This window comes from Mannheimia bovis (assembly GCF_014541205.1).
In the GTDB taxonomy this organism is placed as follows: domain Bacteria; phylum Pseudomonadota; class Gammaproteobacteria; order Enterobacterales; family Pasteurellaceae; genus Mannheimia; species Mannheimia bovis.
The window spans coordinates 805,881-831,103 of record NZ_CP061280.1; the positions used below are offsets into that span (position 1 = coordinate 805,881).

A 25,223-nucleotide genomic window follows, 5' to 3' on the forward strand; every position below is an offset into this window, starting at 1 on the left:
AACCGCTTGAAACCTTGTTATGAATGGCGGATTCTTGGGTTTACAATACCGTATATTAAATCTACGGTTAAATTAACTAAAATAATAATAGTGGCTATGATTAATACAGAGCCTTGTAACACAGGGTAATCACGGCTATTGATAGCATCAATAATCCATTTGCCGATGCCCGGCCACGAGAAAATATTTTCGGTTAAAACTGCCCCTGACAAAAGTTGTCCTACAATCAAACCGACAACGGTTACCACAGGAATTAACGCATTTCTCAGGGCGTGCACAACCACAATGCGTGTTGTGTTCAAACCTTTAGCTTTTGCAGTGCGGATATAATCCTCGCCCAGTACCTCAAGCATTGAAGAACGTGTCATTCGGGTAATTACCGCAAGTGGAATTGTACCCAGTACAATAGCAGGTAGAATTAATGATTTTATCGCTGCTAAAAATGCCCCCGGTTCGTCTGAACGCCAAGTATCAATCAGCATAAAACCTGTTTCGGCTTCAATCCAATATTCAGACGGTAAACGTCCCGAAGCGGGTAAGCCTAGCGGGGTAGAAAAATAAAGGATTAGCACCAAGCCCCACCAGAAAATCGGCATTGAGTAGCCGGTCAGTGAAAGAGTGGTAACGGTGTGAGAAATCCAAGACTCTTTTTTAACCGCCGCAATCACGCCTAAGAAGATCCCTAAAATGAGCGACCATAACAATGCAAAAAACGCCAGCTCAACCGTTGCAGGGAAAAGGGTAAAAAATTCTTTCAGTACAGGTTCGTTATTACGAAATGACCTGCCGAGATCGCCTTGTAGTACACCTTGAATATAACTGATGTACTGCTCAAACAATGGGCGGTTCAATCCGAGTTGTTCCATCATTTGTTGATGAACCTCTGGCGACAATCCACGCTCTCCCATTCGGATCTCTATCGGATCACCGGGGATAAAATGCACAAGGGCAAAAGTAATTAAAGTAATTGCGATAAAGGTGGGAATCACCATTAATACGCGTTTAAGGATAAATTGGAACATAATGAAAATGTTGCGTACAATTGATTGCACGACTATATTTAATGTGTAGGGGCGGGTCCTGTGCCCGCCCATAATATCAGTAAGTTATCGGGCGGGCACAGGACCCGCCCCTACGATAGCGAAAACAAGCGGTCAAATTTGTCAAAAAATCTGCAAAATTGACCGCTTGTTAAACGGATTATTTCGCTAAATCCACATTGTAGAAGTTATGTAAGCCAAACGGGCTCATTACATAGCCTTTTACTTCTTTACGAACTGGGAAGTAGACGGTTGAGTGAGCAATGGTAATCCAAGGAGCTTGCTCTTTGAAGATTACTTGAGCTTGTTTGTAAAGCTCGGTACGTTTTGCTTTATCGCTTTCTTGAGCAGCACCAACCACCACTTCTTCAAACGGTTTGTGGCAGAATTTCGCATAGTTTGAACCTGCTTCCACTGCTGAACAGCTTAATAGCGTGTTCAAGAAGTTATCAGGGTCACCGTTATCACCGGTCCAACCGATCATTGAAGTTGCTGCTTCACCTTGACGTAAACGTTTGAGGTATTCACCCCATTCGTAGCTTACGATTTTCGCATTCACGCCGACTTTTTTCCAGTCTTCTTGGATAAGTTCAGCCATACGGCGAGCATTTGGGTTGTACGGACGAGCCACCGGCATTGCCCAAAGTTCGGTTGTAAAGCCGTTCTCAAAACCAGCTTCTTTTAATAATGCTTTTGCTTTTTCAGGGTTGTAGTCATAGTCTTGAACTGCGTCATTATAGCTCCACATTGTTGGTGGAATTGGGTTTTTCGCAACTTGACCTGCACCTTGATACACTGCATCAACAATCGCTTGTTTGTTTACTGCGTGGTTTAATGCTTGACGAACTTTTTGGTTATCTAACGGTTTGATTGATGAGTTCAATGCAAGGTAACCTACGTTCATACCTGATTGGCTCATTAACTCAATATTCGTATCTTTTTTCAATGCTTCAATATCCGCCGGGTTAGGATATGGCATTGCGTGGCATTCGCCTTTTTGTAATTTAGCTAAACGTACAGAAGCATCCGGTGTAATTGCAAATACTAGGCGATCAATTTTTGCTTTACCTTGCCAGTAGTTTTCAAAGGCTTTGTAACGAACTGTTGCATCTTTTTGGTAATCAACAAATTGGAACGGACCGCTACCGATCGGGTTCGTATCAATACGCTCCGGTTTGCCCGCTTTTAATGATTGTTCTGCATATTCAGCGGAGTAGACAGCGTTGAAGTCCATTGCTAAGTTTGCTAAGAACGGGGCATTTGGCACTTTTAAGCTGATTTTAACGGTGTAATCGTCCACTTTTTCCACTTTATCAATGATATTTTGCATATCCATACCGATAAAGTATTCATAGTTACCACCAGATACTTTGTGGAACGGGTGGTTAGGATCAAGCTGACGGTTGATTGAGAATAGCACGTCGTCAGCGTTTAACTCACGGCTTGGTTTGAATTCTTTGTTGTCGTGGAATTTCACGCCTTTACGCAGGTGGAAAGTGTAGGTTTTACCATCTTCAGAAATATCCCACTTTTCTGCTAATGATGGAATTACATTGGTTGTACCTTCTGCAAAGTCCACTAACTTGTTATAGATAGGGCGAGCGTTGGCATCAAGGCTTGCACCGTCTGTTACAAGAACAGGGCTCATTGCTGAAGGTGATGCCTCCAAGCAATAGACGAAGGTTTTTGGTGCTGCCATTGCTGTTGCAGAACCTGCTACTGCCATAGCGATTAATGAAAGTTTAGCTAGGTGTTTCATTTTCACTCCTTGAGTTTTATTTATAGGTTGAATTACTTTTTTTGTGTGAAGTTTTGAATATACAATTTTTTTAGAGAACTGCAATCTTTTTTTAACAAATAGAGGTAGGACTTTATCAAAATTTACAAATGAAATTCGATTGAACAATTTCCACTTCTCAAAACGGTAGTTTTCCGATATTCTTACAAGGTTTTGATGGCTGGCGTTAAGGAATATTTTTGCAGTTACCTCTACCGATTTATCAAATTGATGAAGACACTTTCGATAATTTTTACGCAGAAAATAGTGAAGTGTTGCTTGAATCTCTCAAACGGAATTTTGCCGATGTACAACAGCCGTTTTTCTATATTTGGGGCGAAAAAAGCTGTGGTAAAAGTCATCTGTTAAAAGCCGTGAGCAATCACTTCCTTTTAAACCAGCAAACTTCAAGTTACATTCCTTTAACAAAAGCTCATTATTTCTCTCCATTAGTTTTAGATAATGCCGAGCTGCTGAATGTGATTTGTTTAGATGACATTCAAGCGATTGCTGGCGATGAGGAATGGGAATTAGCCATTTTCAACTTATTCAATCAAATTCGAGAGCAACAAGGGTTATTTAGTGATGGTATAAAAACCTTGTTATTAATCAGTGCGAATTGTCCGCCTCATCAATTAAATATTAAATTGCCGGACTTGCGTTCCCGTTTAACGTGGGGGGAAGTTTATCAATTAAGTGATCTCACCGACGAGCAAAAATGCCATATTTTGCAAGCCAATGCACATCAAAAAGGAATTGAGCTATCCGATGAAGTTGCTCATTTTCTGCTGAAAAAAATAGGGTCTGATTTGGAAGAATTGTCCAAAATATTAGATAAATTAGATCACGCATCTCTCCAAGCTCAACGAAAATTAACCATTCCTTTTGTAAAGGAAGCCCTTTCTCTGTAACAAGCGGTTTGATTCTTATCAAAATTTGCAAAACTTTTTGAAAATTTAACCGCTTGCTACCTCTAAATAAGTAACTTATTTGCTACGTTAAAAGAATAGCTTATGTTACACTTCAGTTAATATTTTTCTACCCATTGAGTTATGATGAAGCAAACAACCCAATATCAGCTTAAATTACAGAATATCGCTTGTGAGCGAGGCGAAACCCGTTTATTTGAAGGGTGTAATCTTACTGTAAACAGTGGTGATTGGGTGCAAATTGAAGGGCATAACGGGATTGGAAAAACCAGCCTTTTACGCATTTTAGCAGGTCTTTCGTTACCTGCTGAAGGCGAAGTGTTATGGAATGATATTCCTATTCAAAAGCAACGTGATGAATATTATTCGGAACTCTTTTATTTAGGGCATTATTCGGGCGTGAAACCGGAACTGACTGCGTGGGAAAATTTGCGTTTTTTCCAAAAAGTACAACAACTGCCACAAAATGACGAGGCACTGTGGGAGGCATTGAACAAAGTTTCCCTTATCGGACGAGAAGATTTACCTTGCTCTCAATTGTCAGCAGGACAGCAACGCCGAGTTGCGTTGGCTAAATTGTGGCTAACGAACGCTAAACTCTGGATTTTAGATGAACCTTTTACCGCCATTGATAAAAAAGGGGTAGCAGATTTAATTGCTCACATTGAGCAGCATTGTGCCAAAGGCGGATTAGTCATTTTTACCAGCCATCAAACGGCTGAGAGCGATAAAGTTGCTATTATTTCTTTAGATCAATTTAAAGTATGATTTTATTCACTATTATTCAGCGAGAATTAACCATTGCCTTTCGCAAACCATCGGAAATTTTAAATCCGCTTTGGTTCTTTTTGATGGTAATTACCGTATTCCCGATCTTAATGGGACCAAACCCTGAATTATTGGGCAAAATTGCCGGTGGCATTGCGTGGGTAGCGGCGTTACTTTCCGCACTGCTTTCCTTCGAACGTTTATTCCGAGATGATTATTTAGATGGCTCACTTGAACAACTAATGCTCTTGCCGGTAGGCTTACCGCAAGTTGCATTGGCGAAAGTGGTTGCTCACTGGGCATTAACCGGATTGCCATTGATTTTACTTTCCCCGATTGCGGCAATTTTGCTTTCCCTTGAAACCAACGTTTGGTGGGCATTGGTGCTGACATTATTACTTGGCACACCTATTTTAAGTTGTTTAGGGGCTATAGGCGTTGCCTTAACAGTCGGCTTACGTAAGGGTGGGACTTTATTGAGCTTGTTGATTTTACCGCTATTTCTGCCAGTATTAATTTTTGCCGCTGCTGTGCTAGAGGCTGCAACTTTGAATATGGGATATAACGGACAACTTGCCATTCTTGGGGCAATTTTAGCAATTACCTTAACTTTTTCGCCATTTGCGATTGCAGGGGCGTTAAGGATTAGTTTGAACTAGATTTTACAAATCTCCCCCTAACCCCCTCTTTGACTAAAGAGGGGGAATGTATCGAAGAAAGATGAATGTTTGGTACGCCTAGATTGAGTCCCCCTCTTTAGAAAAGAGGGGCTAGGGGAGATTTGAAAGCAGTAATTTTACAAAAATAAGTAAATAAACATTTCATTTATTACGGAGTTTTTCTATGTGGAAATGGCTACACCCTTATGCAAAATCTGAAACACAATATCATTTGCTGGGGAAAATCCAACCATTTTTAGGTTGGTTAAGTTTGATTATGCTAACAGTAGCTTTTGTGTGGGGGCTTGGGTTTGCACCAAAAGATTACCAACAAGGCGATAGTTACCGTATCATCTTTATTCACGTTCCGGGAGCAATTTGGTCTATGGGCGTATATGGCTCAATGGCGGTGGCAGGTTTAGTTGCCCTAGTTTGGCAGATTCGCCAAGCAAATTTAGCAATGATTTCAATGGCGCCTATCGGTTTAGTATTTGCTTTTCTTTCCCTTGCAACCGGGGCGATTTGGGGTAAACCAATGTGGGGAACTTGGTGGGTATGGGATGCTCGCTTAACCTCTGCTTTAGTGCTTTTCTTCCTTTATATTGGCGTGATGGCTCTTTATTCCGCATTCCAAGATAAGCAAACAGGAGCAAAAGCTGCTGCGGTACTCTCTGTGGTTGGGGTAATTAATCTGCCGATTATTCACTTCTCGGTAGAGTGGTGGAACACGTTACATCAAGGTGCAACCATTACTAAGTTCGACAAACCATCAATGGCGGTGGAGATGTTGATTCCACTACTTTTAGCGATTTTCGGTTCAATGATTTTTATGATTTGGTTCAGCATTTGGCGTTATCGCATTGCTTTACTGAAAGACGAACAAAAACGCCCGTGGGTGAAAGCCTTGGCAAAAGTGGAATAAGGAGAGAAAAATGACGTTTCAATTTCAATCAATTAGCGATTTCTTCGCAATGGGTGGTTATGGCTTCTATGTTTGGCTCTCTTATACAGTTACCTTTATTGCAATGGGTGGGCTGATTTGGTTAAGCCGTCGTAAACATAAAGCAATTCTAGCTCAAGCTAAAAAAGAACTGGCAAGAGAAGAAAAACTCAAGCAGCCACTTTAACAGACAGTACAAGCGGTTAAAAAACGTTAAAATTTTGCAAATATTTCATTAATACTTCTTTATAGGTATTTAGTTTGAGAAATCGCAAAACTTCCTTGAAATTTAGGGAATGTTTTGCGATTTTTTGTTATTCTTACAGTTGGTTATATTTTTAATTTTTTGATGCAATAGCATTTATTTTAGGCATTTATTTTTATAAGGGTGATTACGATGAATCCAAGACGAAAATCAAGATTGAAAGTAGTACTTTCAGTATTGCTTGGTCTTTCTGTAGCAGCAGGATTGACACTTTATGCGTTAAGCCAAAATATCGATCTTTTCTACACACCATCTGAAATTGTCAATGGTAAAAATGATGATCCTAAACAAAAACCGGAAGTCGGGCAGCGTATTCGTGTTGGCGGAATGGTTGTTGAAGATACGGTTAAACGTGATGATAAAACCTTAAAAGTTGTGTTTGATTTAAATGATGTTGGACCTTCCATTACTGTGGAATACGAAGGTATTCTGCCGGACTTATTCCGTGAAGGACAGGGTATTGTGGCACAAGGTGTGCTCATTGAGCCAACACGTTTAAAAGCAACTGAAGTATTGGCAAAACACGATGAAAACTATATGCCACCAGAATTGGGGGATAAATTAAAAGATCAACATAAAAAATCGGGAGTTTCAGAGCAGGATTTAAAAGGCGAATCTGAAACTGATCGCAAAATGAAAGCGGAAGAAGAAGCCCAAAAAGCCAATACTCAAGGGGAAACCAAATGATTGCAGAATTAGGCAATTATGCCTTGGCGTTGTCGCTGGCAATTTCAGTATTACTGGCAATTTTACCGATTTGGGGGGCAGAAAAACATAACAGCACATTAATTGCCCTAGCTAGACCGATGACTTGGGCGATGTTTTTAGCCTTAACGGTTTCTTTTGGTTCACTGTTTTACTTATTTGCGATAAATGATTTTACCGTGCAATATGTGGTGAATAATTCTAACAGTAAATTACCGCTACAGTATCGCTTATCTGCGGTTTGGGGGGCGCACGAAGGCTCATTATTGCTCTGGGTATGGTTACTTTCACTCTGGTCGATAGGCGTTGCGACGTTTACCCGTAAAATGCCGGAAGAAGCGGTTGCCAGAGTATTGGGTTTAATGGGGCTGATTAGTATCGGTTTTCTGGTATTTGTTATTTTTACCTCAAATCCATTTGATAGAACTTTTCCGAATTTCCCGGTTGATGGCAGAGAATTAAACCCAATGTTGCAAGATGTGGGCTTGATTTTCCACCCACCGTTGCTTTATATGGGGTATGTGGGTTTCTCGGTCGCTTTTGCGTTTGCGATTGCCTCATTAATGACAGGTCGCTTAGATACCGCTTGGGCAAGATGGTCTCGTCCTTGGACAATGGCAGCTTGGGTGTTTTTAACACTTGGTATCGTGCTAGGCTCTTGGTGGGCGTATTACGAACTTGGTTGGGGCGGCTGGTGGTTTTGGGACCCTGTTGAAAATGCCTCTTTGATGCCTTGGATTGCCGGTACAGCCTTAATTCACTCATTAGCGGTAACTGAAAAACGTGGCACATTCAAAGCGTGGACGGTGTTATTAGCTATTTTAGCCTTCTCACTCTGTTTGGTTGGGACATTCTTAGTTCGTTCAGGTATTTTAGTTTCAGTTCACGCTTTCGCATCAGACCCAACGAGAGGGCTATATATCTTGGCTTATCTAGTTGTGGTAGTAGGTGGTTCATTATTGTTATATGCGTTTAAAGGCTCTCAAATTAAAAGTCTTGATAACTACGAACGCTATTCGCGTGAAACAATGTTATTAATCAATAATATTTTATTGATGGCATTTTTATCGGTAGTATTCTTGGGGACTTTATTACCGCTTGTTCATAAGCAAATCGGTTTAGGTACAATCTCAATCGGTGCACCGTTCTTTGACCAAATGTTTATGATTTTAATGGTGCCATTTGCTTTTGTGTTAGGTATTGGTCCACTTGTGAAATGGCGTCGAGATCAAGTTTCAGCTATTCGTAAACCAGTAATTATTACCTTGATTTTAATGGCTGTGCTTGGCTTTGCTCTTCCTTATCTATTCCGCAATACGATTACTATTAGCGTAGTGCTTGGCACAATGATGTCAGTCTTTATCGTATTATTGAGCTTATATGAATTGCACCAACGTGCAACGCACCGTCACTCATTCTTAAGTGGTATTTTCAAACTTTCCCGTTCACATTGGGGAATGGTTTTAGCTCACCTCGGTGTGGCGATGACGGTATTTGGTATTGCTTTTAGCCAAAACTTCAGTGTCGAACGAGATGTGCGAATGAATGTGGGGGATAAAGCGGAAATTTTAGATTACCAATTTGAGTTCAAAGGGATCAAAATTAGTGATGGAGCGAACTATCAAGGCGGTACGGCTGAACTTGAAATCACCCGACACGGCAAATATGAAGCCATGCTCAATGCAGAAAAACGTTTCTACAACGTCAGTAAAATGGGGATGACCGAGGCAGCAATCGACTGGGGCTTCACCCGTGATCTTTACGCTGCATTAGGAGAAAAACTTGAAGATAATTCTTGGGCGGTTCGCTTATATTATAAACCGTTCATCCGCTGGATTTGGATTGGTGGACTCTTTATGGCGTTAGGCGGTTTACTCTGTATGATGGACAAACGCTATCGTTTACGCCTACAAAATAAAGAAGCAGTAACTGCATAAATTGAAAGGACTAAGCTTATCCGCTTAGTCCTTTTGTTTTAGGATTTATTGATGACATTTTTCATAAAGCGGCAACAGCTCTCGAATTGTCTGATAAATAAATTCTACTATATCGGTTTTATCTAAATCGTCCTTCTCCAAATTCCGCCCGATGCACCAAAAATCGTCTGCATCTTTTAATACAAATTCGTTTTCTGAAAAGGCATTTACTTGACGAAAGTCAGCGTATTCACTCTCACTTCCGTTCCAAATCTCAAAATCGGCAAAGCGTTTCCGATCTAAATTATCCCACCATTGATTGTATTGATGCACGTTAATCTGCGATCTATCTGCCCGATAGCAATGCCAATCAAGGCTTACCTGCAAACGACGGCGATTTAAAATCACTGAAATAATTGCGGCTGAATTTTTATTAAATTCATATTTATAGTAGGCAAAAAAATGTGCCCGCACTTGCCAGCCATTGCACCAACGCTCAATATGAGGCTCGCTAAACGGTTGCCCTAATTGGCGATGGAGCTCAAGATGCAAGTTTTTCCAAATTTCCCAATGGGTTTTATAATCAGCCTTGATACGAGGAATTTCCTCAGGACAATATTTTTTCAGCTGAGCAAATTGGAAGAACGGAATATTAAAGATCTCACAAGATTTTGAACTAAGCATCGGTTTTCCTTAAATAAACAAGCGGTTGTTTTCCCCCGAAATTTTGCAAATTTCCAGTTAAAAACAACCGCTTGTATTTTATCGGCGTTCGTAAATAAACTCTACGCCTTCGTCATCTTCTTCGGTCCAATCATCGTCCCAGTCGTCCCACTCTTCTTCAACTGGGTTTTGCATTGCTTCGTTGTGATAATCTTCCCATTTGAATTTCACTTCTTCCGCTTCTTTGTTTTCCTCTTCCACTTCACGAGGGTTGGCTTCGATGAAATCCATAATATCACGGGTAAGGTTTTGCACGTTCTGACCGGTGGCGGCGGAGATTAAGTAGTAATCACCCTCCCAACCGATTTGCTCGGCAATCTCTTTGGCTCGTTCAGCGGCTTCTTCTTCGCCGATGGTGTCGATTTTGTTGAACACCAACCAAGTCGGTTTTTCGGACAGTTTTTCGCTGTATTGGTATAGCTCAGATTCAATGACCGAAATATTGTGAGCCGGGTCGCTTTCATCAATCGGCATAATATCCACTAAGTGAATCAAAATGCGGCAACGTTCCAAGTGTTTTAGGAAACGGATCCCTAAACCAGCCCCTTCTGCTGCACCTTCGATCAAACCCGGAATATCGGCAACTACAAAGCTGCGATCTGCCCCAACACGAGCTACACCTAAACTTGGAACAAGCGTAGTAAACGGATAATCAGCCACTTTCGGTTTAGCAGCAGAAACGCTACGGATAAAGGTCGATTTACCGGCATTTGGTAAGCCTAACATCCCCACATCGGCAAGTAGCATTAACTCTAACAATAAATCACGTTTTTCGCCCGGTGTGCCGTTGGTTTTTTGGCGTGGAGCACGGTTTACCGAAGATTTAAAGCGGGTGTTGCCTAAGCCGTGATAACCGCCTTTTGCCACCAACATTTTCATTCCGTGGCGGGTTAGATCGCCAATTACTTCTTGGGTGTCGTTGTCGATAGCACGAGTTCCGACTGGCACACGTAACGTAATATCGTTGCCACGATGACCTGTACAACCGGCACTGCGACCATTTTCACCACGACCGGCGGCATAACGTTTTTCAAAGCGGTAGTCGATAAGGGTATTGAGGTTTTCGTCTGCGATTAAGTAAACATCGCCACCATCGCCACCATCACCACCGTCAGGTCCGCCTTTTGGGATATATTTTTCACGGCGGAAGCTGACACAACCGTTTCCGCCATCGCCTGCTTCAACACGAATCAGGGCTTCATCAATAAATTTCATTTAACATTGTTCCTTATAATATCTGCCCTCTTTAGATAAAGAGGGGAACTATTCTTACATCTTCTCAACCGTTTTAATGCCGAGTAAATCTAAACCTTGTTTTAACGTTTTTGCGGTTAAGGCGGCTAGGGCTAAGCGGCTGTTTTTCACGTTTTCTTCTGCATTAAGAATCGGGCAAGCCTCGTAGAAACTTGAGAAACTGCCGGCTAATTCGTATAAGTATTGGCAGAGAATATGCGGCATACCGTCTTTTGCTACGCCATTTAAAGCTTCTTCAAATTGCAATAATTTCACTGCTAAGGCACGTTCTTTATCTTCACCAAGCTGAATTTCCGCATTTAAGCTGTCAGCATTAATGCCTGCACGAGCGAAAATCGAGCGAATACGGGTGTAGGCATACTGCATATAAGGAGCGGTGTTGCCTTCAAACGTTAGCATATTATCCCAATCGAACACATAATCGGTGGTACGATTTTTCGACAGATCCGAATATTTTACCGAGCCGATTGCTACCGCTTCCACCACTGCTGCTTTTTCTTCTGCGGTTAAGTCGGTAGAACGCTCTGAAATCAACTTATCGGCACGCTCTACTGCTTCGTCTAATAGATCTTTCAGCTTCACTGTGCCACCGCTACGGGTCTTAAACGGTTTGCCGTCTTTGCCTAGCATCATTCCGAAGAATGGGTGCTCAAGGCTGAATGAATCCGGTACATAGCCTGCTTTGCGGGTAATCAACCACGCTTGTTGCATATGTTGTGCTTGGCGGCTGTCTGAGAACACTAATGCACGGTCAGCTTTTAAGGTTTCATAACGGTATTTTGCGGCGGCGATATCAGTGGTGGTATATAAGAAACCGCCATCTTTTTTCTGTACGATCACGCCCATCGCGTCGCCGTCTTTGTTTTTAAATTCGTCTAGGAATACCACCAATGCACCATCATCTTCCACCGCTAAGCCTTTGGTTTTGAGGTCTGCCACAATTTCAGGCAACATTGGGTTGTAAAGGCTTTCGCCCATCACATCTTTTTCGGTTAAGGTCACATTTAAACGATCGTAGTTTTCTTGGTTGTGGTGCATTGTAATGTCCACGAGTTTTTTCCACATCGTTAAGCAATACTCATCGCCACTTTGCAGTTTCACCACATAGTTACGGGCTTTTTCGGCAAAGACTTCATCGGAATCGTAATGCTCTTTGGCTGCACGGTAGAAAGCTTCCAAATCGCTTAATTCCATCTCACTGGCGTGTTCGTTTTCCATTTTTTCAAGGTAGGCAATCAACATACCGAATTGCGTACCCCAGTCGCCCACGTGGTTGGCACGAATCACATTATTGCCTAGAAATTCAAGAGTGCGAACTACCGCATCACCAATAATGGTTGAGCGTAAATGACCAACGTGCATCTCTTTTGCTACGTTTGGTGAGGAGTAGTCGATCACAATGGTCTGCGGATTTGCCGTTTTTATGCCAAAATTGACCGCTTGTAACGCATTATTGGCATTTTGTGCTAACCATTCTTGATTTAAGAAGATGTTGATAAAACCCGGACCGGCAATTTCTAATTTGTCGGCAATACCGTTGAGATTGGCGTTATCTAAAATTTTCTGAGCAAACTCACGAGGGTTCATACCCAATTTTTTCGCTGCACCCATTGCTCCATTGGCTTGATAATCGCCAAATTCCGGTTTGCCAGATTGACGCACTAATGGCTCTACATTTTCGTCTGCTCCTGCCGCAATCATTGCCTGTTTAATTTTATCTGCTAAAATTTGTTGAATATTCACTGATTTAACCTATTAAATTCGATTTACAAAAATGGACGAGATTATAGCAGAAAATGCAAAATTTTTCGAGAAAATGACCGCTTGTTTTGGTGATTTATCTCAATTTGAGCAAAAAATTCAACAAATTGCCGATATCGCCGGTATTGATTTATCCCTTTATCAAATCGATCATCTTGCTGTTCGTATGAATGAGCAACATACAGCGGAACAATGGAAAAGCCTTTTATTAGAAGGGGCTAACTTGTCGAAAGAAAGCGAAGTGAACGGCAGACCGATTGGTTTATTTACCTTAGATCAAGCGGTCAAATTTTGTGGACAATTTGTAAAACTTGTTGAGTTACCTTTTCCTAAAGGCAAGGTTTATCCAGAAGAAGGGTGGGAGCATATTGAGGTGGTTTTTCCATTTTTAGAGGGCGAAAATACCGAGCAGTGGGTGGAGAGAGCCTTGTCGTACTTTAATTTATCGGAAAATCCGGACACCAAACTGAAAATTAGTCAACCGCAAGTAGAAGGGGAGCGTTTACCTAATCCTAGTATTGCGATAACCTTGAGAAATGTAACTTTTTGTAATCCTTGTTGTCTAAAGCTGCACCCTTATGATATAAACAGCATAATTATGTCAGAAATGTAATTTTTGGTATTTCGGAGAATTAAAATGAAAAAATTAGCTTTAGCAGCGGCGTTAATGTCAAGTTTTGTGTTAGTTGGTTGTGCCAATACAGATATTTATAGCGGTAGCGTTTACTCTGGAGCACAAGCCAAAGAAGCTCGCTCTATCTCTTATGGAACGATTTTATCTGTGCGTGATGTTAAAATCCAAGCAGATAGTCAAGGTGTAATTGGTACTGTTGGCGGTGGCGTATTAGGTGGCATTGCCGGTAGCACAGTAGGTGGTGGTACAGGTCAAGCTATTGCAACAGCAGTAGGTGCGATTGCAGGTTCTGTAATCGGTAACCAAGTAGAACAAAAAGCGAGCCAAGTTTCTTCTTTAGAAATGGTGATTCGTAAAGATGATGGTAAAGAAATCGTGGTCGTTCAGAAGAAAGAAGACGGTTTTGTTCCTGGCAAACGTGTGAGAATTGTCGGGTCTAACTCAGATCTGAATGTTTCTCTGCTTTAATTTTTAATTCTTCCTATAGGATATTTTTATAATGAAAAAACTTTCTTTAGCGGTATTAGTTTCATTAGCTTTAGCAGCTTGTACTGCAGATGTTTATTCTGATAAAGGTAATGCAACAGTATTATCAAGCAAACCATTATCAAATGAAGTAGTGGAATTAGTTGTTCAACGTGATAATGGCGAAAAAGTAACGTTAACTCGTAAATATGATGCTCACGCAGCAGTGGGTGCACGCGTTCATTTAGCTGATGAACTCAAAAACCAACACGAAGATTTAAAAACAATCAGACGTTATGAGTTCAAATAATCAGCGTTTATAATACTGTATAAAATAAATAAAACTGCCCCAGAATTTTCATTTTGGGGCAGTTTTATTTATAAGCATTCATAATTTGTAAAAAATTTGCAAATTATGACCGCTTGCTTACATAGAAGGATTATCTTACGGTAATACGGGCAAATTTACGCTTACCTACTTGGTAGACGAAAGTGCCTTTCTGTGCATTTTGCTTCACATCTTCGACTTTCTCGCCATCAATTTTCACACCGCCTTGTTGTGCCGAGCGGATTGCTTCAGAGGTTGATGGCACAAGACCTGCCTCTTTTAACAGTGCCGCTAAGCCGATTTCGCCCTCAAAGGTAAATTCAGGCATTTCATCCGGAATTGCTCCTTTTTGGAAACGGTTGATAAATTCTTGCTCTGCGGCATCAGCGGCGGCTTCATCGTGGAAGCGAGCAATGATTTCTTTCGCTAACAGAATTTTCACATCACGTGGGTTTTTGCCGTTGGTAACATCTGCTTTTAATTGGGCGATTTCGTCTAATGGACGGAATGAAAGTAAGTTATACCAATCCCACATTAAATCATCAGAAATTGACATAATTTTACCAAACATTTCGCTTGGGGCTTCGGTTACGCCGATGTAGTTGCCGAGTGATTTTGACATTTTCTTCTCGCCGTCTAAGCCGACTAAGAGCGGTAAGGTCATCGCGACTTGTGGTTTTTGTCCTGCCGATTTTTGTAATTCACGACCGACTAATAGGTTAAAGGTTTGGTCTGTACCACCTAACTCTACATCTGCTTTTAATTCAACGGAGTCGTGCCCCTGTAATAGTGGGTAGATAAATTCGTGAATTGCAATAGGTTGTTGGTTAGTGAAGCGGTTTTTGAAATCTTCACGTTCAAGCATACGAGCCACTGTGTAATTTGAGGCTAGGCGGATCATTCCTTCCGTACCTAATTTACCTAACCAATCTGAGTTGAACACGATCTTAGTCTTTTGCGGATCTAAAATTTTGAAGATCTGCTCTTTATAAGTTTCAGCGTTACGTAATACATCTTCACGGCTTAGTGGCGGACGGGTAGAGTTTTTACCTGACGGATCGCCCACCATACCAGTGAAATCACCAATTAAGAAATAGACTTCGTGCCCAAATTGTTGGAATTGGCGAAGTTTGTTTAACACTACAGTATGCCCTAAGTGAATATCCGGTGCAGTTGGGTCTGCCCCTAATTTAATGCGTAACGGACGGTTTTCTTTAAGTTTTGCGATTAAATCTTCTTCTGAATAGATATTTTCCACGCCACGTTTAAGTTCGGCAAGGAGCGATTCGCTAGATTGAGTCATTGATCTTCCTTCTCTTTTTATCAATAAAAATGGTTCTATTATAGCGGTATGAATTGAAATTAATAGGGGTTTTGGCGGATAAGCAAAAAAAACGCCGTATTTTGTGGGGGAATACGGCGTAAAGAGTTGGAGTGATTACCTATTATTTTTGAAGTGAGTTGATGATAATGGTTCTCAAATAATAAGTCAATAACTTTTTGAGAATTATTATCAACAAAATTAAAAGTGCCTTTGAGAGAGGATTTTCGAAGGCATTTTTAACTTTTGAATAACGACTACATATTCGCAATGTATTTCAACATTACACCGGCGGCAATGGCAGAGCCAATTACGCCGGCAACATTTGGTCCCATTGCGTGCATTAATAGGAAGTTTTGTTTGTCGTATTCCTGACCGACTTTATTGGATACACGAGCTGCCATTGGTACAGCTGACACGCCAGCTGAACCGATAAGCGGGTTGATTTTATGTTTGCTAAAGCGATTCATAATTTTTGCCATAATTACACCGCTTGCAGTCCCGATACCAAATGCAATCACACCTAGCACTAAAATCCCTAAGGTTTGTGGTTGTAAGAATTTATCGGCAACCAATTTTGCCCCAACCGATAAGCCTAAGAAAATAGTCACGATGTTAATTAACGCATTTTGAGCGGTATCATTTAAGCGTTCTACCACACCACTGGTGCGTAACAAGTTACCGAAGCAGAACATACCAAGTAACGGTGCAGCATCAGGCAGTAACAATGCAACTAATAGCAATAGCACAATCGGGAAGATGATTTTTTCACGGTTGCTGACATTGCGTAGCTGAGTCATTCTGATTTTACGCTCTTGTTCGGTGGTTAAGGCTTTCATAATCGGCGGTTGGATTAGCGGAACCAATGCCATATAAGAGTATGCGGCAACTGCAATTGCACCCAATAATTCAGGGGCTAATTTGCTTGCCAAATAAATTGCGGTTGGACCATCAGCACCGCCGATAATCCCAATAGCTGCCGCTTGTGGTAAGGTAAAATCAATAATTCCTAACCAGTTCAAGCCTAAAGCTCCTAATACTGTGGCAAAAATCCCAAACTGTGCTGCTGCACCAAGTAACAACATTCTTGGATTGGCAAGTAATGGTCCAAAGTCAGTCATTGCTCCAACACCCATAAAGATGATTAATGGAGCAACTCCATAGCCAATAGCGACTTTATAGAATAGTGCTAACACACCGGCGGTATAGCCCATATCACCTGCCATTACTTCAAGTTCGTTTTGAACCGATGGGGCAGCAAGAGCAATGGCGTCTTTAATAGCTTGGACATCAAGGCTTGTACTATTTACTTTCGCAGCAATAATCGCAAGTTGTTCAGTTTGACCGCTATGCAGTAGATTGTCTAATGCTGTCATTGCCATTCCGGCTTCCGGAATATTGGACATCAAACCACCAAAACCGATTGGTACGAGCAACAGCGGCTCGAATTTACGGGCGATCGCAAGCCAAAGCAGAAGCACACTCACCGCAATCATTACGGCTTGCCCCCACTCAATGTGCATAATCCCCATTCCTTTAAATAGAGCGATAATACCTTCCATACATCACCTCTACGCAATGCTCATTAAGGTGTCATTTACAGCAACCACATCGCCTTGTTTCACATTAATGCCTTGAATCGTGCCTGATTTTGCCGCACAAATTTGGGTTTCCATCTTCATTGCTTCAAGAATTAATAACACATCGCCTTCAGCCACTTGCTGACCTTCTTTCACTTCTACTTTGAGGATATTCCCTGCCATTGGAGCATTCACCGGTTCGGCATTTGCAGATTTTTGAACAGAATTGACCACTTGTGGTGCCGGTGTTGTACTGCTTGGTGCGGTAGTTGGGGCGATGTTGGTAATATCCCCACCTTCGCTCACTTTCACTACAAAGGCTTTGCCTTCAAGTTCAACGGTGTAAACCGCAGATCCGGATTGTGGTTGCGTTTTTGGTGCTGCGACTGGCACAGCTTTTACATCATCGGCACTTGGTACAGGTTCAAAGGCAGAAGGATTATTACGATTTTCCAAATATTTCCAACCGATTTGCTGGAAGAGTGCCACAATTAACACATCATCAATGGCATTTTCAGCAAGTGTGATGCTTTTTTCTTTCGCTTGAGCAGTAACTTCTGCCACAAGTTTATCCAATTCCGGTGGAATATGATCAGCAGGGCGGTCAGTGATTGGGGCAGCCCCTTCAAGCACTTTGTCTTGTAATGCTTTATTCACCGGTGCCGGTGTACGACCATATTCACCTTTTAAAATCCCTGCGGTTTCTTTAGCAATCGTTTTGTAACGTTCGCCCATCAACACATTCATAACTGCTTGTGTACCGACAATTTGAGAGGTTGGCGTTACAAGCGGAATATTACCCAAATCTTCACGTACACGAGGAATTTCTTGTAATACAAGGTCAAGTTTATCGGAAGCATTTTGTTGTTTTAATTGGCTTTCAAGGTTAGTGAGCATTCCGCCCGGCACTTGAGCGACTAAAATACGGCTGTCTACACCACGAAGTTGCCCTTCAAATTTTGCATATTTTTTACGTACATCACGGAAGTAAGCTGAAATTTTTTCGAGTTCAGGAATATTTAAGCCGGTGTCATACGGTGTACCTTGTAAGGTTGCGATAATAGATTCGGTAGCCGGGTGCCCGTAAGTGCCAGACATTGAAGAAATCGAGGTATCTACGCCATCAACACCTGCCTCAATTGCTTTCAATAACGCCATTTCAGCCATACCGGTGGTGGAGTGGCAATGTAAGTGAAGTTCCACATCATAGCGTTTTTTAATTTCGCTCACTAATTCGTAAGCTGCCATTGGAGTTAAAATACCCGACATATCTTTGATGACTAAAGAATCCACACCAATTTCTAATAATTGTTCTGTTACATCTAACCAAGTTTCTAAGGTGTGAACCGGGCTTGTGGTATAACTTAATGTACCCTGTGCGTGTCCACCGTGTTTTTTCACCGCTTGCAGTGCCGCTTGCATATTGCGAGGATCGTTTAACGCATCGAACACTCGGAATACGCTCATTCCGTTAGCCACTGAACGCTCAACAAATTTATCTACCACATCATCAGCATAATGGCGATAACCAAGTAAATTCTGACCTCGTAGCAGCATTTGCATTGGCGTTTTTGGCATCGCTTTTTTCAGCTCACGCAAACGCACCCAAGGATCTTCACCTAAAAAACGAATACAGCTATCAAAAGTTGCTCCTCCCCAAGTTTCCAACGACCAATAGCCGATTTTATCTAGCTCAGCCGCAATCGGTAACATATCATCTAAACGTAAACGGGTGGCAAATAAAGATTGATGAGCATCACGCAAGACCACATCAGTAATCGCAATTTTTTTCGGTTGAGTTTTCATATTAAATTCCTTCTAAACTATAATTTGTACTAATTTTGTTTGTTAATTCTACGATGATGAGCAATTGCCGCTACAATGACAGGACGTAAACGTTCTAAATCATCTTGAGTCTGTGAGATTGGCAATTTTTGTGTTGGAACAGAGATTGGTTCTGGGAAATATCGGTTGATGAGCGTAGAAATAAAACTGATGGCATAAATAAGTAAGAATAAGAACAGGAGCACAAAACCCATTCCTGCAAACATCAGATTTACCCCTTCGCCAAATAGTTCTGCGTTTGTCATAGAGTTATCCTTAATAATAAAAGTGATATATGAAATGTAGAAAAATTCCGGCTTAATTTCAAATGATTTAGTATAAAAATTTGTGATAGATCACAAACTTAAATAGCAAGCGGTCAGATTTTGTAAACCTTTTGCGATTCTACTTGCAAAAAGTTGTTGAAATCTGACCGCTTGTTAAAATTTAATGATTAAGCCATCAACCCTGAAATATATTTGGAGAGTGTCATTGCACTTAATATTGCCATTGAAACGACCACAATAGCTCCTGAAATGGTCATCCACACAGGGTGTTTGTAGTCGCCCACAATTTTAGTTTTATGTGCTGCAAGTAAGATTAAACCAAGTGAAATTGGCAGAATTAAGCCGTTCAGCGTACCGACAAAAACCAGTACTTGTGCAGGACGTCCAATTGTTGCTAATACCGCAGTTGAGATCACAATAAAGGCGACGATAAAGCAATTTTTATGTTTTTCGATAAATGGTGAAAATGAAGTGATGAAAGAAACGGATGTATAAGCCGCACCGATAACGGAGGTAATTGAAGCCGCCCAAATTACTACACCGAAGATCATTAAGCCAACATTGCCGGCAACGTGGGCAAATGGGGTTGAAGCAGGGTTTTTCGGATCGAGCTGAACACCCATTGACACCACTCCAAGTACTGCTAAGAACAACACAACTCGCATAATTGAAGCAATTAGAATGGCTGATACGGAGCTTTTGCTCACTTCTTTGAGATTTTCTTTACCTTTAATGCCTGCATCAAGTAAACGATGAGCACCTGCAAAGGTAATGTAGCCACCAACTGTACCGCCTACAAGAGTTACAATCGCAATGACATCAAGTTTTTCTGGTACAAAAGTATGAACCACAGCATCGCCAATAGGTGGATTAGCTTTAATTGCAACAAAGATCGTTAAGGCAATCATCACAAAGCCCATAATTTGAGCAAATCTATCCATTACTTTACCGGCTTCACGGAACAGGAAGATCCCAACCGCGATTGCACCGCTGATAATCGCCCCCATTTCAGGCGAAAGACCGGTTAGAATATTTAAACCTAAGCCTGCACCACCGACATTCCCGATATTAAAGGCTAAACCGCCCATTACAATTAATAGGGCAAGAAAATAACCCGCACCCGGTAATACTGCATTGGCGATGTCTTGGGCTTTCTTTTCAGATACCGCAACAATTCGCCAAATATTCAGTTGTGCACCGATATCAAGCAGGATTGAGAGTAAGATCACAAAACCGAAACTGGCAAGAAGGGTTTGGGTAAATGTTGCCGTTTGGGTTAAAAATCCGGGTCCAATGGCGGAAGTCGCCATTAAGAATGCTGCTCCAAGTAAAGCACTGCGATTATTGTTTTTGGACATTGTATTAGTTCCTTTTTGTTGTTTTTGGATTTGATCAAAAATGGGTATTTTTTAGTGAAATTTGACCGCTTGTAATAGACCTAGTAGGGGTAAACAGTGCTGAGATGGCAGCTGATTACAGTTATGCCTTAACTGAGATTCCTTTCACTTCTAGTTCCCTTCTAATCCGTTCTGCAAATTCTACTGCGTGTTCACCATCGCCATGTAGGCAAATGCTATCTGCTTTTATCTCTACATTGCTACCATCAACAGTTGGTACTGTGCCTTCTAATACCATTTGTAATACTTGGCTGATCGCTTCATCATCGCTTTCTACCATAGCATCATCACGGGTGCGTGGCACAAGTGAGCCGTCAGCTAAATAGTGGCGATCGGCGAATACTTCGGAAATAGTGTGTAACCCCTGTTGTTCAGCAACAGTGAGCATTAAACTACCCGATAAGCCCATTAATTTAAGAGCAGGGTCGAACTGTTTCACCGTTTGAGCAATCAATCCGGCTAAGTGAGGATCTTTTGCTGCCATATTGTATAAAGCTCCGTGTGGTTTCACATAATCCATCGCTACATTTTCGGTATCACATAAGGCTTTAATTGCACCGAGTTGGTAGAGTAGGCACGCTTTGAGCTCATCATCAGACAGTTGCATATTGGTACGTCCAAAATTTTCTCTATCGGGAAAACCGGGGTGAGCTCCAACTCGTACTCCGTTTTCTTTTGCCCATAAAATAGCTTTACGTATTTCGTTGTAATCGCCTGCGTGTAAACCGCAACAGACATTGGCTGAGGTAACCAGTTGTAACAGGCGATGATCATTGCCACAGCCTTCGGCTAAATCCACATTTAAATCAACGTGCTTCATTTACTTTTCTCCGGATACTATCTAAATAATCTTGATCTCTTTGATAAATTTTGACTGCTTGTTCACGGCTAACTTGCTCAAATTGCACTGCTGAACCAAACGGATTTTGGGCAAGTCTCCCTAGATCGGCTTGGATAATACAAGCAATTTTGGGGTAGCCTCCCGTCGTTTGAGCGTCCGCCAATAGTACAATCGGCTGTCCGTCAGGAGGAACTTGAACCGTGCCACTTGGGGCAGCATATGAGAGCATTTCCAGGGAAGTTGTTAATTTCAACGCTTTTTCTGCAAAGCGGTAGCCCATACGGTTGCTGTTCGCTTGTAGCTTCCAACCTTGATGCCAAAAGCGTTCACGACTGTCTGCGGTAAAGGCTTCATATTCGCTGGAAGCTGTTGCTCTAATTCGGGAAGTGAAATCAATCGGTTCAATAGCGAGCATTGAGAGTTGGGTATCTCTTAAACCGGTGGGTAAGTTATCGCCTGCTTTTAACATTCTGCCTTGAAAACCACCGAATTGGGCTTTTAAGTCGGTACTTGCTGAACCTAGCACCTGTGGTACAAGGAAACCGCCTGAAACACATAAGTAAGCATAATTGCCTGTTGCAATCCGTTTTAGCGTTAAGGTCTGGCGAGCTTTTGCAGTATAGCGAAAGTAGGAAAAGACCGGTATTCCATCTAATTCGGCTTCTACCAAAGCACCGGTAAAACAGAATGGGGTGTTGCAATCGAAAGTTAGCGTTAGCCCACCTGCGGTTATTTCAAGGGCTGGGGCATTGTTTGCATTTTTTAACAATAAATTACCCGCTTGAAGAGCAAGAGTATCCATTGCTCCCCCGTGGCTTACCCCTAAATGACGATAACCGTAGCGCCCTAAATCCTGAATGTGGGCAAAGCCTTGTACTTTTTCAATATAAATCATAGGGTAATGCTCTCCGCGACAAATCGAACATTATCGCCAGCCGAAAGTAGTGTTGGCGGATTGTGCTGAATGTTAAATAGAGGTAGCTCGGTGCGTCCGAGTAGTTGCCAGCCGCCGGGTGAAGTAAAAGGGTAAATACCTGTTTGGCTACCACCAATACCAACGGAACCCGCTGGTACTTTCGTTCTCGGCACATCACGTCGAGGCGTATGAAGATTTTCAGGTAAGCCATTGAGATAAGGAAAGCCTGGTTGGAAACCAATCATAAACACGGTGTAGGTTGGTTCGGTATGACGGCGGATAATCTCTTCGGCAGTGGTATTGTGGAATTTTGCCACTTCAAACAGATCTTCGCCAAATTCTCCACCGTAATGAACAGGGATTTCAATTAAGCGAGGTGCTTGACTTACTTGAGCTTGATAATTTTGCCACAGTTGCTGAATAGTCGAAATGAGAGTGTTTGAATTCGCTAATAAGTTGTGGAATATAGTGAAATTATTCATTCCTACTACCACTTCTACTACATTTTCTTGTGCTCTTGCTTGCTCAGCCACTGCCCAGATTTGTTGTTGTTTAGAAAGTTCGGCAGGTGGAACTGCTAAGCAGAGCAAACTATGTTCACTGGTATGATGAATAGTTAGCATAAAATTGTTCACAGATTGTTAAAAAAAGGTAACAACTTTTTACGCCGATACATTTAATCTGTCAATTTTATTTTGTTGAAAATGTGAGATAGCTCTTATTTTTTAGAAGTGTTCTCGTTTCTTATTCGCCAAAAGGTTGCAAATCTTGGTTTTCCACTTTCTGTTAATCCTCGATATTTATAAGTAATAGTTGAACCAATCGGCGGCGGATTTTCTCGATCTTTATCTTTAAAACCTGAGCCAATACGAAATCGACCTCGCTGGTTTTCACAAGTAATCGCCCCTAATTTGTGAGCATATTTTCCTTTACCTTTGTGATGAGCAATAACAGTACACTCTTCATCTAAAACGGGTTTAATTTTTAGAATTTGTGCTGATCGCCCTTGAATATATTCAGCATTCGGGTTACGTACAACCACACCTTCTCCGCCTTTTACTATAATAGCCTGATAAAAGGTATTAAGATGGGTTTTATCCTGAATTGGTATTTGTTCAATGATCTCAATATGTGGAGAGCGGTGCTGAGCAATATATTGCTTTAATGAATTTAGCCGTTCAAACAAATTACCTTTGGCATAAGGCACATCAAAAACCTGTAATTTGAGTTTATGCCAACCTTTAGGCTCAACAGAACGGACGATAGAGGAAATTTCCTCAAATTTTCCTCGTTCGCTAAACAGTTCGCCATCAATGGCAAAAGGGGGAAAATCTTTTATAAAATAATCTGGCGGATTAAGCGGATAGCCTTGACGGCTAATCAGTTGCTTACCGTTCCAAAAGCCCCTTACGCCATCAAGCTTCTCGCTCATTACCCAGCCGGTAATATCTTGATCTTTATATTGCCCAAGTAACATTAAATCGGGTGATTTGGCAAAAAGAGAAGGGCAGAGTAGTAATAAAAAGAGAAATTTTTTCATAGTGCCTCCAACGGTTGAAGGCACTATAAAGTAAAGGAAGGAAAGCGTCAGAAAAGAAATTCAAATTTTCGATGCAGATCGCAAAATTTGCTTCAAAAAAGACCGCTTGTAATTAACGAACTGTTTGAATTAAGGCAGAAATATCTTCGCTAAAGGTTTCTAACTTCGCCATTTCTTCAATTTGACTGTGAGAATATTTTTTCGCATTGTAAACCACGACTATACTCACATCGCCAACCTGTAAGAAATTGGTTTCGCCAAAAGGGGTATAACGTGTTGCCCCAATGCTAATAATCGCTTTGGTTGGATAATTTGCCTGTTTTAACATTTCAGCAATATTATTCATCGGACCTTCGTCCGGCTGATTATTCATTCTATCCACAATCCAATCTAATAATTTTTGATGGAAGTAGCTGTATTCCGCGGCAGGACTATCAATACCATAAGTATTCAACTCGCCATTACGTTTATGAAAACAAGCGATATTATAATTATCTAATGTGCTCCCTTCGTTAAAATTATCTAATTCAAGCAAAGTGGCAGAAAGCCCTTTAGACGAAGCCCCCCAGTTTTTCTTTTCACAGATTTTGTTTGCATTCGGACGGCGAATAGAACAGTCATTATAAGCGGCAAAATGGGTTGGAGTAAGGGAAACAACGTGATTATCTTGATAGCCAATAGCACAAATCAACGCTACTTCAGGTTCAATTTGTAGATTATCTGCATCTTCAGGAAAATTAATCGCGGTATTTGAAAGCGGATAAGTGGATAAGAATTGGTAATCCCCTAAATTTTCCGCAGGCACATAAAATGGAAAAATTGCTTTTGGTTGAATAGCTTCAGCCGTTTTGACTTTCATAAAATCCGCAGCCTCACCAGCTTGCTCCAAGTGCCCCGCAAAATTACCAGCTACACCTAAACCGATAAAATGTTCCATAATCTACTCCTTAATTGGTAAAAGTTGGATAAAATTCTACCGCTTGTGAAAGAAAATTGCGAATGTTTATTTTATCTGATTTAGTGTTTGAGGTAAGTATTTATTATTTCGCAGTGCTACAATTAACCAAATGCCAATCAGCAAAGAGTTGGTGTTGTAGCTCCCTTTCTCATTTCGCAGTGCTACAATTTATCTTACCAGCTAAAAACGGTCGCCACGGTTGTAGCTCCCTTTCTCATTTCGCAGTGCTACAATAAACCGCTCTCACTTTCTACCAATTCTACTGTTGTAGCTCCCTTTCTCATTTCGCAGTGCTACAATTTGGAATGCGATATTACGAGGGCGGGTGGTGTTGTAGCTCCCTTTCTCATTTCGCAGTGCTACAATTAACCGCATTTGCCCCCATTGCAACTCCC

At 41.4% G+C, this 25,223-nt stretch carries 25 protein-coding genes and 1 CRISPR repeat array (1 of these 26 only partly in view); of the genes, 10 read left to right on the top strand and 15 right to left on the bottom strand.

What is annotated here, in order from left to right; all coding sequences use genetic code 11:
* Nucleotides 1-17 precede the first annotated feature (17 nt).
* Nucleotides 18-1,022, bottom strand: coding sequence for an ABC transporter permease subunit (locus ICJ55_RS04135; protein ID WP_188157429.1), 1,005 nt, complete (start codon nucleotides 1,020-1,022; stop codon nucleotides 18-20).
* Nucleotides 1,023-1,200: 178 nt separating this feature from the next.
* A complete protein-coding gene (locus ICJ55_RS04140) occupies nucleotides 1,201-2,799 on the bottom strand; it encodes an ABC transporter substrate-binding protein (RefSeq protein ID WP_188157430.1) in 1,599 nt (532 codons plus the stop codon).
* Between the two features lie 218 nt (nucleotides 2,800-3,017).
* Between ICJ55_RS04140 and hda the strand changes: the two genes are divergently transcribed.
* The 7 genes from hda to ICJ55_RS04175 all read left to right on the top strand — a co-directional run bounded on the left by hda (nucleotide 3,018) and on the right by ICJ55_RS04175 (nucleotide 9,020).
* Nucleotides 3,018-3,728 (top strand): DnaA regulatory inactivator Hda, encoded by a 711-nt coding sequence (gene hda, locus ICJ55_RS04145; protein ID WP_188157431.1) that lies wholly within the window; start codon nucleotides 3,018-3,020, stop codon nucleotides 3,726-3,728.
* A 144-nt stretch (nucleotides 3,729-3,872) separates the two neighbouring features.
* Nucleotides 3,873-4,514, top strand: a complete 642-nt coding sequence (gene ccmA / locus ICJ55_RS04150; RefSeq protein WP_188157680.1) for a cytochrome c biogenesis heme-transporting ATPase CcmA — start codon at nucleotides 3,873-3,875, stop codon at nucleotides 4,512-4,514.
* Nucleotides 4,511-5,173 (top strand): heme exporter protein CcmB, encoded by a 663-nt coding sequence (gene ccmB, locus ICJ55_RS04155; protein WP_188157432.1) that lies wholly within the window; start codon nucleotides 4,511-4,513, stop codon nucleotides 5,171-5,173. The genes ccmA and ccmB overlap by 4 nt, the downstream gene beginning before the upstream one ends.
* Nucleotides 5,174-5,357: 184 nt before the next feature.
* Entirely contained in the window at nucleotides 5,358-6,095 is a 738-nt protein-coding gene (locus ICJ55_RS04160) for a heme ABC transporter permease (protein WP_188157433.1), read from the top strand.
* Nucleotides 6,096-6,105: 10 nt separating this feature from the next.
* Complete coding sequence (ccmD, locus tag ICJ55_RS04165) at nucleotides 6,106-6,300, top strand: heme exporter protein CcmD (protein ID WP_188157434.1); 195 nt, start codon at nucleotides 6,106-6,108, stop codon at nucleotides 6,298-6,300.
* 210 nt (nucleotides 6,301-6,510) lie between these two features.
* Nucleotides 6,511-7,065, top strand: a complete 555-nt coding sequence (gene ccmE / locus ICJ55_RS04170) for a cytochrome c maturation protein CcmE (protein ID WP_188157435.1) — start codon at nucleotides 6,511-6,513, stop codon at nucleotides 7,063-7,065.
* The gene (locus ICJ55_RS04175) at nucleotides 7,062-9,020 is read left to right on the top strand and encodes a heme lyase CcmF/NrfE family subunit (protein WP_188157436.1); all 1,959 of its coding nucleotides are present in this window, start codon (nucleotides 7,062-7,064) and stop codon (nucleotides 9,018-9,020) included. Before ccmE ends, ICJ55_RS04175 begins: the two co-directional genes overlap by 4 nt.
* 45 nt (nucleotides 9,021-9,065) lie before the next feature.
* On the opposite strand, the gene ICJ55_RS04180 is transcribed toward ICJ55_RS04175, so the two are convergent.
* The 3 genes from ICJ55_RS04180 to argS all read right to left on the bottom strand — a co-directional run bounded on the left by ICJ55_RS04180 (nucleotide 9,066) and on the right by argS (nucleotide 12,719).
* Nucleotides 9,066-9,683, bottom strand: a complete 618-nt coding sequence (locus tag ICJ55_RS04180; RefSeq protein WP_188157437.1) for a glucose-6-phosphate 1-dehydrogenase family protein — start codon at nucleotides 9,681-9,683, stop codon at nucleotides 9,066-9,068.
* A gap of 78 nt (nucleotides 9,684-9,761) precedes the next feature.
* Nucleotides 9,762-10,937, bottom strand: coding sequence for an Obg family GTPase CgtA (gene cgtA / locus ICJ55_RS04185; protein ID WP_188157438.1), 1,176 nt, complete (start codon nucleotides 10,935-10,937; stop codon nucleotides 9,762-9,764).
* A 54-nt stretch (nucleotides 10,938-10,991) separates the two neighbouring features.
* Complete coding sequence (argS, locus tag ICJ55_RS04190; protein ID WP_188157439.1) at nucleotides 10,992-12,719, bottom strand: arginine--tRNA ligase; 1,728 nt, start codon at nucleotides 12,717-12,719, stop codon at nucleotides 10,992-10,994.
* Between the two features lie 31 nt (nucleotides 12,720-12,750).
* On the opposite strand from argS, the gene ICJ55_RS04195 reads away from it, so the two are divergent.
* From ICJ55_RS04195 to ICJ55_RS04205, 3 genes are read left to right on the top strand one after another with little or no spacing between them, the layout of a single operon-like run.
* Nucleotides 12,751-13,350, top strand: coding sequence for a VOC family protein (locus tag ICJ55_RS04195; protein WP_188157440.1), 600 nt, complete (start codon nucleotides 12,751-12,753; stop codon nucleotides 13,348-13,350).
* 24 nt (nucleotides 13,351-13,374) lie between these two features.
* Nucleotides 13,375-13,839, top strand: a complete 465-nt coding sequence (locus ICJ55_RS04200) for an outer membrane lipoprotein (protein WP_188157441.1) — start codon at nucleotides 13,375-13,377, stop codon at nucleotides 13,837-13,839.
* A gap of 31 nt (nucleotides 13,840-13,870) precedes the next feature.
* Entirely contained in the window at nucleotides 13,871-14,146 is a 276-nt protein-coding gene (locus ICJ55_RS04205) for a putative periplasmic lipoprotein (protein ID WP_188157442.1), read from the top strand.
* A gap of 130 nt (nucleotides 14,147-14,276) precedes the next feature.
* On the opposite strand, the gene tyrS is transcribed toward ICJ55_RS04205, so the two are convergent.
* The 10 genes from tyrS to ICJ55_RS04255 all read right to left on the bottom strand — a co-directional run bounded on the left by tyrS (nucleotide 14,277) and on the right by ICJ55_RS04255 (nucleotide 24,807).
* Nucleotides 14,277-15,467 (bottom strand): tyrosine--tRNA ligase, encoded by a 1,191-nt coding sequence (gene tyrS / locus ICJ55_RS04210; RefSeq protein WP_188157443.1) that lies wholly within the window; start codon nucleotides 15,465-15,467, stop codon nucleotides 14,277-14,279.
* Nucleotides 15,468-15,742: 275 nt separating this feature from the next.
* Nucleotides 15,743-17,047, bottom strand: a complete 1,305-nt coding sequence (locus tag ICJ55_RS04215) for a sodium ion-translocating decarboxylase subunit beta (RefSeq protein WP_188157444.1) — start codon at nucleotides 17,045-17,047, stop codon at nucleotides 15,743-15,745.
* A 9-nt stretch (nucleotides 17,048-17,056) separates the two neighbouring features.
* Complete coding sequence (gene oadA, locus ICJ55_RS04220) at nucleotides 17,057-18,871, bottom strand: sodium-extruding oxaloacetate decarboxylase subunit alpha (protein WP_188157445.1); 1,815 nt, start codon at nucleotides 18,869-18,871, stop codon at nucleotides 17,057-17,059.
* 29 nt (nucleotides 18,872-18,900) lie between these two features.
* The gene (locus ICJ55_RS04225) at nucleotides 18,901-19,155 is read right to left on the bottom strand and encodes an oxaloacetate decarboxylase subunit gamma (RefSeq protein ID WP_188157446.1); all 255 of its coding nucleotides are present in this window, start codon (nucleotides 19,153-19,155) and stop codon (nucleotides 18,901-18,903) included.
* A 188-nt stretch (nucleotides 19,156-19,343) separates the two neighbouring features.
* Nucleotides 19,344-20,534 carry an NRAMP family divalent metal transporter gene (locus ICJ55_RS04230; protein WP_188157447.1) on the bottom strand — a complete coding sequence of 397 codons (1,191 nt, stop codon included), beginning with the start codon at nucleotides 20,532-20,534 and terminating at the stop codon, nucleotides 19,344-19,346.
* A 121-nt stretch (nucleotides 20,535-20,655) separates the two neighbouring features.
* Nucleotides 20,656-21,393 carry a 5-oxoprolinase subunit PxpA gene (pxpA, locus tag ICJ55_RS04235; RefSeq protein WP_188157448.1) on the bottom strand — a complete coding sequence of 246 codons (738 nt, stop codon included), beginning with the start codon at nucleotides 21,391-21,393 and terminating at the stop codon, nucleotides 20,656-20,658.
* The gene (locus ICJ55_RS04240) at nucleotides 21,380-22,309 is read right to left on the bottom strand and encodes a 5-oxoprolinase subunit C family protein (RefSeq protein ID WP_188157449.1); all 930 of its coding nucleotides are present in this window, start codon (nucleotides 22,307-22,309) and stop codon (nucleotides 21,380-21,382) included. Before ICJ55_RS04240 ends, pxpA begins: the two co-directional genes overlap by 14 nt.
* Nucleotides 22,306-22,953 carry a 5-oxoprolinase subunit PxpB gene (gene pxpB, locus ICJ55_RS04245; RefSeq protein WP_188157450.1) on the bottom strand — a complete coding sequence of 216 codons (648 nt, stop codon included), beginning with the start codon at nucleotides 22,951-22,953 and terminating at the stop codon, nucleotides 22,306-22,308. Before pxpB ends, ICJ55_RS04240 begins: the two co-directional genes overlap by 4 nt.
* A 95-nt stretch (nucleotides 22,954-23,048) precedes the next feature.
* Nucleotides 23,049-23,870 (bottom strand): DNA ligase, encoded by an 822-nt coding sequence (locus tag ICJ55_RS04250; RefSeq protein ID WP_188157451.1) that lies wholly within the window; start codon nucleotides 23,868-23,870, stop codon nucleotides 23,049-23,051.
* 112 nt (nucleotides 23,871-23,982) lie between these two features.
* Nucleotides 23,983-24,807, bottom strand: a complete 825-nt coding sequence (locus ICJ55_RS04255) for a DUF5718 family protein (protein ID WP_188157452.1) — start codon at nucleotides 24,805-24,807, stop codon at nucleotides 23,983-23,985.
* Between the two features lie 153 nt (nucleotides 24,808-24,960).
* A CRISPR array of direct repeats spans nucleotides 24,961-25,223; the repeat unit is 36 nt; unit sequence GTTGTAGCTCCCTTTCTCATTTCGCAGTGCTACAAT (it continues 103 nt past the right edge of the window).

Excerpts from the sequence above, each read along its gene's own strand:
- ICJ55_RS04135 (WP_188157429.1), bottom strand. The coding sequence starts at position 1,022 with ATGTTCCAATTTATCCTTAAACGCGTATTAATGGTGATTCCCACCTTT.
- ICJ55_RS04140 (WP_188157430.1), bottom strand. The coding sequence starts at position 2,799 with ATGAAACACCTAGCTAAACTTTCATTAATCGCTATGGCAGTAGCAGGT.
- ccmA (WP_188157680.1), top strand. The coding sequence starts at position 3,873 with ATGAAGCAAACAACCCAATATCAGCTTAAATTACAGAATATCGCTTGT.
- ccmB (WP_188157432.1), top strand. The coding sequence starts at position 4,511 with ATGATTTTATTCACTATTATTCAGCGAGAATTAACCATTGCCTTTCGC.
- ICJ55_RS04160 (WP_188157433.1), top strand. The coding sequence starts at position 5,358 with ATGTGGAAATGGCTACACCCTTATGCAAAATCTGAAACACAATATCAT.
- ccmD (WP_188157434.1), top strand. The coding sequence starts at position 6,106 with ATGACGTTTCAATTTCAATCAATTAGCGATTTCTTCGCAATGGGTGGT.
- ccmE (WP_188157435.1), top strand. The coding sequence starts at position 6,511 with ATGAATCCAAGACGAAAATCAAGATTGAAAGTAGTACTTTCAGTATTG.
- ICJ55_RS04175 (WP_188157436.1), top strand. The coding sequence starts at position 7,062 with ATGATTGCAGAATTAGGCAATTATGCCTTGGCGTTGTCGCTGGCAATT.
- ICJ55_RS04180 (WP_188157437.1), bottom strand. The coding sequence starts at position 9,683 with ATGCTTAGTTCAAAATCTTGTGAGATCTTTAATATTCCGTTCTTCCAA.
- cgtA (WP_188157438.1), bottom strand. The coding sequence starts at position 10,937 with ATGAAATTTATTGATGAAGCCCTGATTCGTGTTGAAGCAGGCGATGGC.
- ICJ55_RS04195 (WP_188157440.1), top strand. The coding sequence starts at position 12,751 with ATGGACGAGATTATAGCAGAAAATGCAAAATTTTTCGAGAAAATGACC.
- ICJ55_RS04200 (WP_188157441.1), top strand. The coding sequence starts at position 13,375 with ATGAAAAAATTAGCTTTAGCAGCGGCGTTAATGTCAAGTTTTGTGTTA.
- ICJ55_RS04205 (WP_188157442.1), top strand. The coding sequence starts at position 13,871 with ATGAAAAAACTTTCTTTAGCGGTATTAGTTTCATTAGCTTTAGCAGCT.
- tyrS (WP_188157443.1), bottom strand. The coding sequence starts at position 15,467 with ATGACTCAATCTAGCGAATCGCTCCTTGCCGAACTTAAACGTGGCGTG.
- ICJ55_RS04215 (WP_188157444.1), bottom strand. The coding sequence starts at position 17,047 with ATGGAAGGTATTATCGCTCTATTTAAAGGAATGGGGATTATGCACATT.
- oadA (WP_188157445.1), bottom strand. The coding sequence starts at position 18,871 with ATGAAAACTCAACCGAAAAAAATTGCGATTACTGATGTGGTCTTGCGT.
- ICJ55_RS04225 (WP_188157446.1), bottom strand. The coding sequence starts at position 19,155 with ATGACAAACGCAGAACTATTTGGCGAAGGGGTAAATCTGATGTTTGCA.
- ICJ55_RS04230 (WP_188157447.1), bottom strand. The coding sequence starts at position 20,534 with ATGTCCAAAAACAATAATCGCAGTGCTTTACTTGGAGCAGCATTCTTA.
- pxpA (WP_188157448.1), bottom strand. The coding sequence starts at position 21,393 with ATGAAGCACGTTGATTTAAATGTGGATTTAGCCGAAGGCTGTGGCAAT.
- ICJ55_RS04240 (WP_188157449.1), bottom strand. The coding sequence starts at position 22,309 with ATGATTTATATTGAAAAAGTACAAGGCTTTGCCCACATTCAGGATTTA.
- pxpB (WP_188157450.1), bottom strand. The coding sequence starts at position 22,953 with ATGCTAACTATTCATCATACCAGTGAACATAGTTTGCTCTGCTTAGCA.
- ICJ55_RS04250 (WP_188157451.1), bottom strand. The coding sequence starts at position 23,870 with ATGAAAAAATTTCTCTTTTTATTACTACTCTGCCCTTCTCTTTTTGCC.
- ICJ55_RS04255 (WP_188157452.1), bottom strand. The coding sequence starts at position 24,807 with ATGGAACATTTTATCGGTTTAGGTGTAGCTGGTAATTTTGCGGGGCAC.